The organism is Streptomyces sp. NPDC003034 (assembly GCF_053591375.1).
Window position 1 is genome coordinate 1 of sequence record NZ_JBSFTS010000039.1, and the last position, 13,816, is coordinate 13,816.

General features: G+C 71.6%; 13 protein-coding genes and 1 riboswitch. Of the genes, 3 read left to right on the forward strand and 10 right to left on the reverse strand.

Going from position 1 to position 13,816, the window contains the following annotated elements; genetic code table 11:
• Positions 1 to 92: 92 nt before the first annotated feature.
• The 10 genes from ACWDX7_RS26725 to ribD form a co-directional block, all read right to left on the reverse strand.
• Positions 93 to 1,184, reverse strand: coding sequence for a hemolysin family protein (locus ACWDX7_RS26725; protein WP_451751875.1), 1,092 nt, complete (start codon positions 1,182 to 1,184; stop codon positions 93 to 95).
• Positions 1,181 to 2,647 (reverse strand): hemolysin family protein, encoded by a 1,467-nt coding sequence (locus ACWDX7_RS26730; RefSeq protein WP_451493020.1) that lies wholly within the window; start codon positions 2,645 to 2,647, stop codon positions 1,181 to 1,183. The genes ACWDX7_RS26725 and ACWDX7_RS26730 overlap by 4 nt, the downstream gene beginning before the upstream one ends.
• A 226-nt stretch (positions 2,648 to 2,873) precedes the next feature.
• The gene (locus tag ACWDX7_RS26735; protein ID WP_451493019.1) at positions 2,874 to 3,338 is read right to left on the reverse strand and encodes a PH domain-containing protein; all 465 of its coding nucleotides are present in this window, start codon (positions 3,336 to 3,338) and stop codon (positions 2,874 to 2,876) included.
• A gap of 110 nt (positions 3,339 to 3,448) precedes the next feature.
• Complete coding sequence (gene hisG, locus ACWDX7_RS26740; RefSeq protein WP_451493018.1) at positions 3,449 to 4,297, reverse strand: ATP phosphoribosyltransferase; 849 nt, start codon at positions 4,295 to 4,297, stop codon at positions 3,449 to 3,451.
• A gap of 90 nt (positions 4,298 to 4,387) precedes the next feature.
• Complete coding sequence (locus ACWDX7_RS26745; RefSeq protein WP_451493017.1) at positions 4,388 to 4,669, reverse strand: phosphoribosyl-ATP diphosphatase; 282 nt, start codon at positions 4,667 to 4,669, stop codon at positions 4,388 to 4,390.
• A gap of 34 nt (positions 4,670 to 4,703) precedes the next feature.
• Positions 4,704 to 5,189, reverse strand: coding sequence for a 6,7-dimethyl-8-ribityllumazine synthase (ribH, locus tag ACWDX7_RS26750; protein ID WP_215031692.1), 486 nt, complete (start codon positions 5,187 to 5,189; stop codon positions 4,704 to 4,706).
• Positions 5,190 to 5,288: 99 nt separating this feature from the next.
• Positions 5,289 to 6,578: a bifunctional 3,4-dihydroxy-2-butanone-4-phosphate synthase/GTP cyclohydrolase II gene (locus ACWDX7_RS26755; protein ID WP_451493016.1), complete on the reverse strand. Its 1,290-nt coding sequence runs from the start codon at positions 6,576 to 6,578 to the stop codon at positions 5,289 to 5,291.
• Entirely contained in the window at positions 6,575 to 7,228 is a 654-nt protein-coding gene (locus ACWDX7_RS26760) for a nicotinamide mononucleotide transporter family protein (protein ID WP_451493015.1), read from the reverse strand. The genes ACWDX7_RS26755 and ACWDX7_RS26760 overlap by 4 nt, the downstream gene beginning before the upstream one ends.
• On the reverse strand, positions 7,225 to 7,830 hold the full coding sequence (locus ACWDX7_RS26765) for a riboflavin synthase (RefSeq protein WP_451493014.1): 606 nt from the start codon (positions 7,828 to 7,830) through the stop codon (positions 7,225 to 7,227). The genes ACWDX7_RS26760 and ACWDX7_RS26765 overlap by 4 nt, the downstream gene beginning before the upstream one ends.
• Entirely contained in the window at positions 7,831 to 8,922 is a 1,092-nt protein-coding gene (gene ribD, locus ACWDX7_RS26770) for a bifunctional diaminohydroxyphosphoribosylaminopyrimidine deaminase/5-amino-6-(5-phosphoribosylamino)uracil reductase RibD (protein ID WP_451493025.1), read from the reverse strand. It lies immediately after the preceding gene.
• A 214-nt stretch (positions 8,923 to 9,136) separates the two neighbouring features.
• Positions 9,137 to 9,267, reverse strand: a riboswitch (FMN riboswitch).
• Positions 9,268 to 9,545: 278 nt separating this feature from the next.
• Here ribD and ACWDX7_RS26775 point away from each other — a divergent pair.
• The 3 genes from ACWDX7_RS26775 (at position 9,546) to ACWDX7_RS26785 (ending at position 13,744) form a co-directional block, all read left to right on the forward strand.
• Positions 9,546 to 11,933 carry a chitinase C-terminal domain-containing protein gene (locus tag ACWDX7_RS26775; protein ID WP_451493013.1) on the forward strand — a complete coding sequence of 796 codons (2,388 nt, stop codon included), beginning with the start codon at positions 9,546 to 9,548 and terminating at the stop codon, positions 11,931 to 11,933.
• Between the two features lie 119 nt (positions 11,934 to 12,052).
• The gene (locus tag ACWDX7_RS26780) at positions 12,053 to 12,943 is read left to right on the forward strand and encodes an RNA polymerase sigma-70 factor (protein ID WP_451493012.1); all 891 of its coding nucleotides are present in this window, start codon (positions 12,053 to 12,055) and stop codon (positions 12,941 to 12,943) included.
• Between the two features lie 54 nt (positions 12,944 to 12,997).
• Complete coding sequence (locus ACWDX7_RS26785) at positions 12,998 to 13,744, forward strand: SDR family oxidoreductase (RefSeq protein ID WP_451493011.1); 747 nt, start codon at positions 12,998 to 13,000, stop codon at positions 13,742 to 13,744.
• Positions 13,745 to 13,816: the final 72 nt, after the last annotated feature.

The window sequence follows — 13,816 nt, forward strand, 5'->3', positions numbered from 1 at the left end:
TCCCTGCCCGCGCTCGCCGCCGCCCTGCTGCTGGCCGGCATGGCCACGGCCCCGACGATGGCCCCGGGGTCCGGGCCGCCGTCCCAGGGGGGTCAGCCCGCCATGGCGCCCTCGGCCGCCGGGGCCGGCATCACGGGCGCGCGGCGGGCGGCCGGAGCCGTGCGGTGCGCGGGATCCCGTACCTCGCCCACCAGCATCTCCAGGACGTCCTCCATGGCGACCAGGCCCAGCACCCGCCCGGCCGCGTCCGCGACCTGCGCGAGGTGGGTGGCGTCGCGGCGCATGACGCTGAGCGCGTCGTCCAGCGGGAGGGTCGAGGACACGGTCGTCATCCGCCGCCAGACGCGCTGCGGGACCGCCCGCTCCCGCTCCTCCAGGTCCAGTACGTCCTTCACGTGCAGGTAGCCCATGAAGGCACCGCTCTCGGAGCGGACGGGGAACCGGGAGTAGCCGGTGCGCACCGTCAGCTGCTCGATCTGGCGCGGCGTGACCTCGGGGCCCACCGTGACCAGGCGGTCCCGGGGGAGCAGGACCTCCTTCACCGGGCGGCTGCCCAGTTCGAGGGCGTCCTCCAGCCGTTCCTGCTCACCGGGTGCCAGGAGTCCCGCCTGCCGGGAGTCCTCCACGAGCCGGCCGAGCTGGGCCCTGGTGTAGACGGCCTCGACCTCGTCCTTGGGCTCGACCTTGAAGAGCCGCAGGACCAGCGTGGCGCAGGCGCCCAGCGCGGTCGTGACCGGGCCGCAGACCCGGGCGAAGGCGACCAGGCCGGGGCTGAACCACAGGGCGGTCTTCTCGGGGGCGGCCATGGCGAGGTTCTTGGGGACCATCTCGCCGATGACGAGGTGCAGGAAGATCACCGCGGCGAGCGCGAGCGCGTAGCCGAGCGGGTGGATCAGGCTCTGCGGTACGTGGACGGCATGGAAGACGGGCTCCAGCAGCCGCGCCACGGTCGGTTCGGCGACCGCGCCGAGGGTGAGTGAGCACACGGTGATGCCGAACTGCGCGGCGGCCATCATGCGCGGCAGGTTCTCCAGGCCGTAGAGCACCTGACGGGCCCGCTTGGAGCCGGCCGCGAGGGGCTCGATCTGGCTGCGCCGCACGGAGACGAGAGCGAACTCGGCGCCGACGAAGAAGCCGTTGGTGAGGACCAGGAGCAGGGCGAAGACGAGCTGGAGGGCGTTCACCGGCCCACCGCTTCCAGCGCGGCGACGGTGGCCGTGGGCGGGGTCAGGGCCGCAGCCGGAGCCGGGCCCACCGCCGCGCCGTCCTTGCCGACGAGGACATCGGCACCCGCACCAGCACCGGCACCGGCACCGGCACCGGCACCGGCACCGAGCGGAGCCGTACGTACCAGCCGGACCCGTTCGGCCCGGTAGCGGCCGACCCGGCGGACGGACAGCTTCCAGCCGGGCAGCTCGGCGCGGTCCCCGGGTGCGGGGATGCGGCCGAGCAGGTCCGCGACGAGACCGGCGACGGTCTCGTAGGGGCCCTCGGGCACCTCCAGGCCTATCCGGCGCAGGGTCTGCACCCGGCAGCTGCCGTCGGCCTCCCAGGCGGGGCGGCCGTCCTCGGCGGGTACGGCCGCCAGCTCGGGGGCTTCGTCCTCCGCACGGTCGTGCTCGTCGCGGACCTCGCCGACGAGTTCCTCCACGATGTCCTCCAGGGTGACCACGCCGGCGGTGCCGCCGTACTCGTCGACGACCACGGCCATCGGCTGTTCGCTGCGCAGCCGCTCCAGCAGCGGCTGCACCGGCAGGGAGCCGGGCACCAGCAGCGGGGCGACGCAGATGCGGCCGACGGTGGTGCGGGACCGGTCGGCCTCGGGCACGGCGAGGGCGTCCTTGAGGTGGACCACGCCGGTGATCTCGTCAATGCGCTCGCGGTAGACGGGGAAACGGGACAGCCCCGTGGCGCGGGTCAGGTTGAGCACGTCGGCCGCGGTGGCCGTGTGCTGGAGTGCGCTGACCTTCACCCGCGGGGTCATGACGTGCTGGGCCGTGAGCTCGCCCAGCGAGAGGGTGCGCACGAAGAGGTCGGCGGTGTCCTGTTCGAGGGCGCCGGCCTGGGCCGAATGGCGGACCAGGGAGACCAGCTCGCCCGGGGTGCGGGCGGAGGCCATCTCCTGCGTGGGCTCCACGCCGAGCGCCCGTACGAGGTGGTTGGCGACGGCGTTGAGCCCCGCGATGACGGGCCTTAAGGCGCTGGAGAAGGCGTGCTGGGGGCCGGCGACGAAGCGGGCCACCTGGAGCGGCCGGGAGATCGCCCAGTTCTTCGGGACGAGCTCGCCGACGACCATCTGGACGGCGGAGGCGAGCAGCATGCCGATGGCCACGGCGACGCCGGGGACGACTCCGGCGGGCAGGCCCGTCGCGGCGATCGGCCCGGACAGCAGGGCGGCGAGGGCCGGTTCGGCGAGCATGCCGACCACGAGGGAGGTGATGGTGATGCCGAGCTGGGTGCCGGAGAGCTGGAAGGACAGCTCCCGCAGGGCCTTGACCACCGTACGGGCACGGCGGTCACCGTCGGCCGCGGCGCGTTCCGCCTCGGGCTTCTCCACCGTGACGAGGCCGAATTCGGCCGCCACGAAGAAACCGTTGGCCAGGATGAGAACGAACGCCGCCGTGAGAAGGAGTAGCGGGATGGTCATGCCGCCGCCTCCGGGGGGAGGGCGGCGCGGATATTACCGGACGATCCGTCCATTGCTGGAGGGAGTCACTCCTCAAGTCGCAGGTGCCCACGGGCCACGGGGTCCGGGGCCGGTGGGAGGGCGCACGGTCGCACCCCGCCACCAGGGTAGTCATTGAGATCACGGCCGCAACGGGACGCAACGGTCGGCTGTCGTCCCGGTCGCGGTGCTCCGGGGGGGCGGGGGCTCAGTGGTCGTGCGCCCCGGTCCCCCGGGTCTCGGCGAGCGCGCGCAGGGCGCGGGCGTCACCGATGGCCTGCTGCTTGGCGACGCCGGGCTGGATGCCGAGGGCGGGCAGGCTGGTGCCGTCGCTGAGGTCGAGGAATACCCACGGGTCGCCGGGGCGGAGGTTGACGCGCAGGATCTGCGCCCACTCCAGGCGGCGGGTGGTGGTCAGGTTCACCACGGTCACACCTGCCTCGTCCGCGACCACCTTGGGGCGGCTGAGGAGGACGAGTACGGAGCTCAGCAGGGCGGCGGTGAAGATGAAACTGATCCGCTCCCCCGGGCTGAGGCTCTCCAGCAGCAGGGCGACGGTGGTGATGGTGGCGAACATGGCGAGCCCGACGCCCAGCAGCACGGCCCGCGTACGGGTCGGCCGGAAGGTGACCGGAAGGGCGGGCGGGGTGGGTCGGGCGGCGGACTCGCTCATGGTGCGTTGCCTTCAGGAATCGTCGTAGTCGCGGAGTCGTCGTAGTCGCGGAGTCGTCGTAGCCGGCGTAGTCGTCGTAGCCGGCGTAGTCGTCGTAGCGGGCGTACGGATCAGAGACGGCAGGCGTGGATGGACGTGGTGAGGATCGCCCGCGCGCCGAGCTCGTACAGGTCGTCCATGATCCGCTGGGCCTCCTTGGCCGGGACCATGGCGCGCACCGCGACCCAGCCCTCGTTGTGCAGCGGGGAGATGGTCGGCGACTCCAGGCCCGGGGTGAGGGCGACCGCGCGCTCCAGGTGCTCGGCGCGGCAGTCGTAGTCCATCATCACGTAGCTGCGCGCCACCAGGACGCCCTGCAGGCGGCGCAGGAACTGCTGGGCCTGCGGGTCGTCGGGGTCGGCGCCGTCGCGGCGGATGACCACGGCCTCGGACTTGAGGATCGGCTCGCCGATGACCTCCAGCCCCGCGTTGCGCAGGCTGGTGCCGGTCTCCACGACGTCCGCGATGATCTCGGCGACGCCGAGCTGGATCGCGGTCTCGACGGCCCCGTCCAGGTGTACGACGGAGGCGTCGATCCCCTGGTCGGCAAGGTGCTTGGCGACGATTCCCTCGTAGGAGGTCGCGATCGTCATGCCGTGGAAGTCCTGCAGGCCCTTCGCCGTGCCGGGCTTGGTGGCGTAGCGGAAGGTGGAGCGGCCGAAGTTGAGCGGCAGGATCTCCTCGGCGCTGGCGCCGGAGTCGAGCAGCAGGTCACGGCCGGTGATGCCGATGTCGAGCTTGCCCGAGGAGACGTAGATCGCGATGTCCTTGGGCCGGAGGTAGAAGAACTCGACCTCGTTCTCGGGGTCGACGACCACGAGCTCCTTGGACTCCTTGCGCTGGCGGTAGCCGGCCTCATGGAGCATCGCCGACGCCGGTCCGGAGAGTGAACCCTTGTTGGGGACGGCGATGCGCAGCATGGGGCTTCCTTTGATGCGTAGGTTGATGCGTACGTGCGAAAGATGTGTGCGGGCGGGTGGACCGGCCGGGACCCGCGGGGGCGCTCCGGCCTAGAGGTGCGCGTAGACGTCGTCCAGGGAGATCCCGCGCGCCACCATCATCACCTGGACGTGGTAGAGCAGCTGGGAGATCTCCTCGGCGGCGGCTTCCTTGCCCTCGTACTCGGCGGCCATCCAGACCTCGGCGGCCTCCTCGACCACCTTCTTGCCGATGGCGTGCACGCCCTGCTGGACGAGCTCGGCGGTACGGGAGGTGCTGGGGTCGCCGTCGGCGGCCTTGAGCTGGAGCTCGGTGAAGAGCTCTTCGAAGCTCTTGGTGGGTTTGTTCGCCATGATGGTCCTCAGAATACGGGTCCCGGGCCGCGACTCAGCGCCAGGGTTCGCTGACCGTCCGCAGGGTCATGGCGGTGGAGACGGCGGCGGTGACCGCTTCGTGCCCCTTGTCCTCGTTCGACCCTTCGAGGCCGGCGCGGTCCAGCGCCTGCTCGTCGTTGTCGCAGGTCAGTACGCCGAAGCCGACGGGGACTCCGGTGTCGATCGACACCTGCACCAGGCCCTGGGTGACGCCCTGGCAGACGTAGTCGAAGTGCGGGGTGCCGCCGCGGATGACCACGCCGAGGGCGACGATGGCATCGTATCCGCGACCGGCCAGCACCTTCGCCACGACGGGGAGCTCGAAGCTGCCCGGGACGCGCAGCACCGTCGGCTCGTCGATGCCCAGCTCGTGCAGGGCGCGCAGGGCGCCGTCGACCAGTCCGTCCATGACCTTCTCGTGCCACTGGGCCGCGATCACGGCGACTCGCAGGTCTCCGCAGTTCTTCACGCTCAGTTCGGGTGCGCCCTTGCCGCTCACAGCTCTGCTCCTCTTTGGTGTGCGTCGGATGATCGGTGTACGTGGGATGGACGGTTTACGTGGTGTGGACGGTTCAAAGGTGTGATGGTGGCCCGTCGGTCACTGGTTGCCGCAGGTCGTGGACACGACCTCGTCCAGCCAGGGCAGGTCGTGGCCCATCCGGTCCCGCTTGGTCCGCAGGTAGCGCAGATTGTGCTCGCCGGTCTCGCTGGGCATCGGTTCTCGTACGGACACCCTGATGCCGTGCCGTTCGAGAGCGGCGCACTTGTCGGGGTTGTTGGTCAGCAGCCGGACGCTGTGCACGCCGAGGTCGGCGAGGATCTGCGCACCGGCCCCGTAGTCGCGCGCGTCGGCGGGCAGGCCCAGCTCCAGGTTGGCGTCGAGGGTGTCACGGCCGCGTTCCTGGAGTTCGTACGCGCGCAGCTTGGACAGCAGTCCGATGCCGCGGCCCTCGTGGCCCCGCAGGTAGACGACGACACCGCGGCCGGCGGCTTTGACGCGGGCCATGGACGCGTGCAGCTGGGGGCCGCAGTCGCAGCGCAGGGAGTGGAAGATGTCGCCGGTCAGGCACTCGGAGTGCATCCGGACCACGATGTCCTCGCCGTCGCCGATCTCCCCGTGGACCAGGGCGACGTGCTCGACCCCGTCGACGGTGGAGCGGTAGCCGTAGGCCGTGAAGTCTCCGAAGGCGGTCGGCAGGCTGACCTCGGCTTCGCGGCGCACGGACGGCTCGGCGGAGCGGCGGTAGGCGATCAGGTCCTCGATGGAGATGATCGTCAGGCCGTGCTTGCGGGCGAAGGGGATCAGTTCGGGCAGGCGCAGCATGACGCCGTCCTCGCCGGCGATCTCCACGATGGCGCCGGCCGGGCGCAGGCCCGCGAGGCGGGCGAGGTCGACGGCGGCCTCGGTGTGGCCGTTGCGGACCAGGACGCCGCCGGGCTTGGCGCGCAGCGGGAAGATGTGGCCGGGGCGGACGAAGTCGGAGGGCTCGCTGGAGCCCGCCGCGAGCAGTCGCAGGGTGGTGGCGCGGTCGGCGGCCGAGATGCCGGTGGTGACACCGTGCGCGGCGCTGGCGTCGACGGAGACGGTGAAGGCGGTCTTCATCGACTCGGTGTTGTTACTGACCATCTGGGGCAGTTCGAGCCGGTCCAGCTCGGGGCCCTCCATGGGGGCGCAGATGAGGCCCCTGCACTCGCTCATCATGAAGGCGATGATCTCGGGGGTGGCCATCTCGGCGGCGATGACCAGGTCGCCCTCGTTCTCGCGGTCCTCGTCGTCCACGACGACGATCGGCCGGCCGGCGGCGATGTCGCGGATGGCCTGCTCGACGGGGTCGAGCAGGAAGGTCTCTTCGGGGGCGGCGGCGGGCACGGGCTTGAGGGAGGTCATGCCGTTGCTCCTTCGAGGGCCGGGACGGAGGGGGTGCGCGAGCGCTGGTACCAGTCGTAGGCGCCCCAGAGCACGAGGGCGAAGTACACGACGTAGACGAGGCCGGAGAAGGCCAGCCCGTTGTTGAAGGCGAGGGGGACGCCGACCAGGTCCACGAGGAGCCAGGCGAACCAGAACTCGACGAGGCCGCGGGCCTGGGCCACCATCGCGACGATCGTGCCGACGAAGATGTAGGCGTCGGCCCACGGGCTCCAGGACAGGTGCGGGAAGAGCGTGAACAGGCCGCCGACGGCGAGGGTGCCGAGCACCGCGCCGGCGAGGAGCAGTCCGCGCTCCTTCCAGGTGGCGGTGCGCACGGCGATGGAGCCGTCCTGGGCCCGCTGCCTGCCGAGCTGCCAGGCGCGCCAGCCCCATACGGCCACGCCGATGACCAGGAGCTGCTTGCCGACGCCGCCGGCGAGGTGGGCGGAGGCGTAGGCGGCGATGAGGATCAGGCCGGAGAGGAGCTGGGCGGGCCAGGTCCATATGGAGCGGCGCCAGCCGAGGGCGAGGGCGGCCAGGCCCATCAGGTTGCCGATCATGTCGGACCAGATGACCTTCTGGCCGAAGACGGTGAAGGCCTCGGCGTTGAGCCAGTCCAGGGCGCTCACCGCTCCGCCTTCCGGTCCGCGCCGAGCAGCCGCTCGACGTACTTGGCGAGGACGTCGACCTCAAGGTTGACCGGGTCGCCGGGCTGCTTGATCCCCAGCGTGGTCAGGTCGAGGGTGGTGGGGATCAGGCTGATGCTGAACCAGTCGGCGGCGGCCTCGACCACGGTGAGGCTGACGCCGTCCACCGTGATGGAGCCCTTCTCCACGACGTACCGCGAGAGGTGCTCCGGGAGGGCGATCCTGACGATCTCCCAGTGCTCGGAGGGGGTCCGGGAGAGGATCTCGCCGGTGCCGTCCACGTGTCCCTGGACCAGGTGGCCGCCGAGTCGTCCGCCGAGGGCCATCGGGCGCTCCAGATTGACGCGGGAGCCGGGGCCGAGGGCGCCGAGGCTGGAGCGGTTCAACGTCTCCTGCATGACGTCTGCGGTGAACTCGCCGTCGGCGCACTCCACGACGGTCAGGCAGACTCCGTTGACGGCGATGGAGTCGCCGTGCTTGACGTCTTCGGTGACGACGGGGCCGCGCAGGCGGAAGCGGGAGGCTTCGGCGAGCTCCTCGACGGCGGTGACCTCGCCCAGTTCTTCGACGATTCCGGTGAACACTCAGTGCTCCTTGAGGGCGGTGGGGACGGACGGGGCGGCCGTCGGGACGGCGGTGATGCGCAGGTCTGTGCCGATGCGGGCGGTCTCGGTGATCCGGAGCCGGAGGGCGTCGGTGAGGGTCCCGATGCCGGCGTCGGCGAGGGCGGCGGGGCCCGCGCCGAGGAGGACGGGGGCGAGGTAGCCGACGACCTTGTCGACGGCGCCCGCGGCGACGAAGGCGCCGGCGAGCCTCGGGCCGCCTTCGAGGAGGACGGAGCGCACCTCGCGCCGGTGCAGTTCGGCGAGGAGCGCCTCCACGGAGATCCCGTGCTCGTCGTGCGGGAGCCTGGCCAGGTCGACGCCGGGGAGGTGGCCGGTGTCGGCGTCCTCACCTACGGCGATCAGGGTGCGGGCGGCGCCGTCCAGGACGCGGGCGGTGGGCCGGATGGTGGCGTGGGTGTCCAGGACGACGCGCAGCGGCTGGCCGGCGGCGCCCGGGCCGGCGGGTCCGCGCACCGCGAGGTGCGGGTCGTCGGCGCGCAGGGTGCCGGAGCCGACGACGACGGCGTCGGCCTCGGCGCGCAGCCGGTGGACGTCGGCCCGGGATTCGGGCGAGCTGATCCAGCGGCTGCTGCCGTCGGCGGCGGCGACCCTGCCGTCGAGGGTGGCCGCGTACTTCCACAGAACGTACGGGCGGCCCAGGCGTACGGAGGTCAGCCAGGCGGCGTTGCCGGCCTCGGCCTCCTCGGCGAGGAGGCCGGCCTCGGTGGCGACGCCGGCGGCGCGCAGGGTGACGTGGCCGCCGCCCGCCTGGGGGTTCGGGTCGGGGACGGCGTAGTGCACGCGTGCGATCCCGGCGTCGATCAGGGCCTGGGCGCAGGGCCCCGTACGGCCGGTGTGGTTGCACGGTTCGAGGGTGACGTAGGCGGTGCCGCCGCGGGCGGCGGGGCCGGCCTCGCGCAGGGCGTGGACCTCGGCGTGCGGGCCGCCGGTCCGCTGGTGCCAGCCCTCGCCGACGACGCTGCCCGCGGCGTCGGTGATGACGCAGCCGACGACCGGATTGGGGCTGGTGGAGCCGAGCCCGCGGGCGGCGAGCCCGACGGCTCGGCGCATGTGGAGTGCGGCTGTGCCGGGTAGTGCGTGCGCGGCGTCTGTCGCCACCGGGTCCTCCTGCCTCATCGGGCACGGACTCCGGGGCCTGTCGGGATACGACAGATGAAGCGGTACAGCGCACGGGGGACGCCGAGGCCGGGAAACGGTCCGATCGGGCGCATCCGTGGGGATGCGCCGATGAACCGCCGACGGCGGCGTACCGGTGACTGGCCCGCCGCGCACTGCCTCCCATCCGGACTTTAACCGTCGGTCCAGGAATCTCACCTGGTCAACCGGCCGCTGGCTGCGGACGGGTCGCGGACTATAACCGCCGGTTCGGAATTACACCGACCCCGGAGTGCGCTGCTTACTGGTACTGGAGCCAGTTTGCCATGGGCGCTCGGCGGCCATGCGGGTGAAGGGATGTGGCCTGGATCACAAGGGGCCGTTCGGCGCGGAGTCCGTCAAGTGGACCCGCGGTTGGTCCAGACCTATTGACGGGTTGGTCTAGTCCTCTTAACGTTCCCTTCATCTTGCCGCGAACGGCCCGTCAGATCTGCGCACCTCACGGGCCCGACCAGCGCTACCCCTCTGCCTGTTGTGCCCTGTCGTTTCCTGCCATCCTCCCCTCCCCAGGAGGCACCATGCCGTCCCCCACACGTACGAGAGCGATGCTCCTGGCATCCGGCGCCGCGATCGCCGGACTGCTGGCGGGCGGGCTCTCGGCGGGCGTCTCGCACGCCGCCGACCACGAGAGCTGTCGCCCCGACGGGCTGTACAAGACCCCCGGTGTCCAGGTCCCGTACTGCTCGGTCTACGACTCCGAAGGCCGCGAGAAGATGGGCGCCGACCACCAGCGCCGCGTCATCGGCTACTTCACCGGCTGGCGCACCGGCAAGGACGGCGCCCCCGCCTACCTCGCCCACGACATCCCGTGGTCCAAGGTCACCCACCTGAACTACGCCTTCGCCCACGTCGGCGCCGACAACAGGATCTCGGTGGGCGCGGACAACGCGAAGAACGCCGCCACCGGGATGACCTGGCCGGGCGTCGCGGGCGCCGAGATGGACCCCGCGCTCCCCTACAAGGGCCATTTCAACCAGCTGACCAAATTCAAGAAGCAGCACCCGGACGTCAAGACGCTGATCTCGGTCGGCGGCTGGGCGGAGACCGGCGGCTACTTCGGGGACGACGGCAACCGGGTCGCCTCCGGCGGCTTCTACTCGATGGCCACCAACGCCGACGGCTCCGTCAACCAGGCCGGCATCGACACCTTCGCGGACTCCTCGGTCGAGTTCATCCGCACGTACGGCTTCAACGGCGTGGACATCGACTACGAGTACCCCACCACCATGAAGGACGCGGGCAACCCGCTGGACTGGCAACTGGCCAACGCCCGCCGCGCCGGACTGGTCAAGGGCTACGCGGCCCTGATGAAGTCCCTGCGCGAGAAGCTCGACCGCGCGGGCGCCGCCGACGGCAAGCACTACCTGCTCTCCGTCGCCGCCCCCTCCTCCGGCTACCTGCTGCGCGGCATGGAGACGTTCCAGACGCAGAAGTACCTGGACTACGTCAACATCATGTCCTACGACCTGCACGGCGCCTGGAACGAGTACGTCGGCCCCAACGCCTCGCTCTTCGACGACGGCAAGGACGGCGAACTGGCCGCCGCGAGCGTCTACTCCACCTCCCAGTACGGCGGCATCGGCTACCTCAACACGGACTGGGCCTACCACTACTTCCGCGGCTCCATGCCCGGCGGGCGCATCAACATCGGCCTGCCGTACTACACCCGCGGCTTCAAGAACGTGCAGGGCGGCTCCGACGGCCTGTGGGGCAAGGCCCCCGCGACCACCTGCCCGGCCGGGGCGGGCCTGACCAAGTGCGGCGACGGTGCGGTCGGCATCGATAACCTGTGGCACGACAAGGACACCAACGGGGCCGAATCCCCCGCGGGCTCCAACCCGATGTGGCACGCGAAGAACCTGGAGAAGGGCGTCGTCGGCGACTACGCCGCCCAGTACGGCTTCCCGGCGGGCACCACACTGACCGGCGCCTACGCCCGCAAGTACGACTCCACCCTGGTGGCGCCGTGGCTGTGGAACGCCCAGAAGAAGGTCTTCCTCTCCACCGAGGACGAGCAGTCGGTCAAGGCCAAGGCCGACTACGTGGTCGCCAACGGCATCGGCGGCACGATGGTCTGGGAGCTGGCGGGCGACTACTCCTACAACGCGGCCAAGGGCCAGTACGAGATGGGCGACACCCTCACCGACGCGATGTACCAGAAGTTCAAGTCGGCGCCCCCGTACGGCGCCAAGCGCGCCACGATCACCATGCCGACCGAGGCGATCAAGGTGGACGCGGAGTTCGGGAAGTTCCCGCTCGGTGACTCCAACTATCCGATCAGCCCGAAGCTGAAGATCACCAACAACACGGCGGCGACCCTGCCGGGCGGTACGGAGTTCCAGTTCGACTACTCCTCCTCCGCGCCCGCCAACGCCAAGGACCAGTCGGGCTGGAACACCACGATCGTCCGCAGCGACCACACCGGCACCAACGTGGGCGGGCTGAAGGGGATCTACAACCGGGTCTCGCTGAAACTGCCGGCCTGGCAGTCGCTGGCCCCCGGCGCCTCCGCCGAGCTGGACTTCGTCTACTACCTGCCGACCTCCACCCCGTCCAACTGGACGGTCACCTTCGGCGGCCGGACGTACGGCATCGCGGGCGACTTGGCGCGCGGCGCCAGGGTGGTGGAGCCGGGCGGCGCCACGACCCCGCCCACGACCACCCCGCCCACCACCCAGCCGCCCACCACTCCGCCCACCACTCCGCCGCCGACGACTCCCCCGGTCACCACGCCTCCTCCGGGCGGCGGCTGCACCGGCCCGGCCTACGTGGCCGGCACGGTGTACACGGCCGGGACCCTCGTCTCCCACAAGGGGCGCGGCTGGAAGGCCCAGTGGTGGACGCAGAACGAGGAGCCCGGCACCACGGGCGAGTGGGGCGTCTGGAAGGACCAGGGCGCCTGCTGACACCCGCCGGGTGAAGAAGGCCCGTTCGTGAGAACGTGAAGACGTGAGGACCCGGTGGCCCGGCGGCCACCGGGTCCTCGCGCGTACGCCCGGCGCCGGGTCTCTGGCAGGCTGCTCGGGTGAGCACCCATGTCACCGCACCCGTCGCGGAATTCGAGCAGCACCGGCCCCGGATGTTCGGCATCGCCTACCGCATGCTCGGCTCCGCCGCCGAGGCCGAGGACACCGTCCAGGACGCCTACCTGCGCTGGAGCGCCGCCGACCGCGCCGATATCGAGGCCCCCGGTGCATGGCTCGCCAAGGTCGTCACCCGCCTGTGCCTCAACCGCCTCACCTCCGCCCGCGCCCGCCGCGAGGAGTACGTCGGCCCCTGGCTCCCGGAGCCCGTGCTCACCGCTGACGGGACGCTGGGCCCGCTGGAGTCGGCGGAGCAGCGCGACAGCGTGTCCATCGCCCTGCTCCTGCTGCTGGAACAACTCACCCCGGTGGAACGCGCGGTGTACGTGCTGCGCGAGGCCTTCGCGTACGGCCACCGGGAGATCGCCGGCCTGCTGAACCTCTCCGAGGCCAACAGCCGCCAGCTCTACCGGCGCGCGGCGGCCCGGGTGTCCGAGGGCGCGCGGCGGCCCCGCTTCGAGCCGGACCCGGTGCAGTGGCAGGGCCTGGTGGAGACCTTCCTGACGGCGGCCCGCGGCGGGGACCTCGCCCGGCTGGAGACGCTGCTGACGGCGGACGTCCGGTACGTGGCGGACGGCGGCGGCGTGGTTAGCGCGGCGCGGCGGCCGATCCTGGGCCGGGACAAGGTGGCCCGCTTCGCGATCGGCTCGCTGGAGAGGTTCGCGGCGGACCTGCCGGTCACCGTCGTGGAGGTCAACGGATCGCCCGCGCTGCTCTTCGGCACGATGGCGGTCCTGCTGGTGGAATTCGAGGACGGACTGGTCAGCGGGCTGCGGACGGTGGTGAATCCGCAGAAGCTGGAATTCCTTCAGCGCCAGCTGTCACATACGTGACGGCTGTCCGGTCTCCACTGGTGAAGGCACCCCTGTCAGGGAAGGACGGACACCATGAGCACCATCCTCGTCACCGGAGGCACCGGGAACCTCGGCTCGCTCGTCACCGAGCGGCTGCGGGCGGCGGGTCACGACGTACGCGTCCTGAGCCGGCACTCCCCCGACCACCCGGTCGACCTGCGGAACGGCAGCGGGCTGGACGCGGCGATGGCGGGCGTGGAGGTGGTCGTGCACTGCGCGAGCTCGCCGCGCGGCGGTGACGACGCGGCCGCCGGGCACCTCATCGAGGCGGCCCGGCGGGCGGGGACCGTCAAGAACATCGTCTACATCTCGATCGTCGGGGTGGATGTGGTCCCGCTCGGCTACTACCGGACGAAGCTCCAGGTGGAGCGGATGCTGGAGGGGTCCGGGCTGGGAGTGACGATCCTGCGGACGACGCAGTTCCACGATCTGGTGGCGCGGGTGGTGGACGCGGCGGGGAAGCTTCCCGTGGCGCCGCTGCCGTACGGGGTCCGGGTGCAGCCGATCGCCGTCGAGGAGGTCGCGGACCGGCTGGCCGAGCTGGCGGTCCCCACCCCGGCGGGGCGGGTCCCGGACATGGGCGGCCCGGAGATCCGCACCCTGCCGGAGCTGGGGCGGGCCTACCTGGCGGCCACGGGGCGCCGCCGCCGGATCGTTCCGCTGCCGCTCACGGGGAAGACGTACACGGCCTTCAAGCGCGGCGGGAACCTGACCCCCTCCCACGTGGCGGGCCGGGTCACCTTCGCGGAGTTCCTGGCGGAGCGGGCGCGGGGACGTTGACGCGCGGTCGCCCCTTGCGGCGGGCGCTGTATCCGGTCAGGCATGCGTACGCCGGGGCGGGCGCCTCGTCCT

What these genes read in the sequence shown, in the direction of transcription:
- ACWDX7_RS26730 (WP_451493020.1), bottom strand. Translation starts at nt 2,647, where the DNA reads ATGACCATCCCGCTACTCCTTCTCACGGCGGCGTTCGTTCTCATCCTG.
- ACWDX7_RS26735 (WP_451493019.1), bottom strand. Translation starts at nt 3,338, where the DNA reads ATGAGCGAGTCCGCCGCCCGACCCACCCCGCCCGCCCTTCCGGTCACC.
- hisG (WP_451493018.1), bottom strand. Translation starts at nt 4,297, where the DNA reads ATGCTGCGCATCGCCGTCCCCAACAAGGGTTCACTCTCCGGACCGGCG.
- ACWDX7_RS26745 (WP_451493017.1), bottom strand. Translation starts at nt 4,669, where the DNA reads ATGGCGAACAAACCCACCAAGAGCTTCGAAGAGCTCTTCACCGAGCTC.
- ACWDX7_RS26755 (WP_451493016.1), bottom strand. Translation starts at nt 6,578, where the DNA reads ATGACCTCCCTCAAGCCCGTGCCCGCCGCCGCCCCCGAAGAGACCTTC.
- ribD (WP_451493025.1), bottom strand. Translation starts at nt 8,922, where the DNA reads ATGCGCCGAGCCGTCGGGCTCGCCGCCCGCGGGCTCGGCTCCACCAGC.
- ACWDX7_RS26775 (WP_451493013.1), top strand. Translation starts at nt 9,546, where the DNA reads ATGCCGTCCCCCACACGTACGAGAGCGATGCTCCTGGCATCCGGCGCC.
- ACWDX7_RS26785 (WP_451493011.1), top strand. Translation starts at nt 12,998, where the DNA reads ATGAGCACCATCCTCGTCACCGGAGGCACCGGGAACCTCGGCTCGCTC.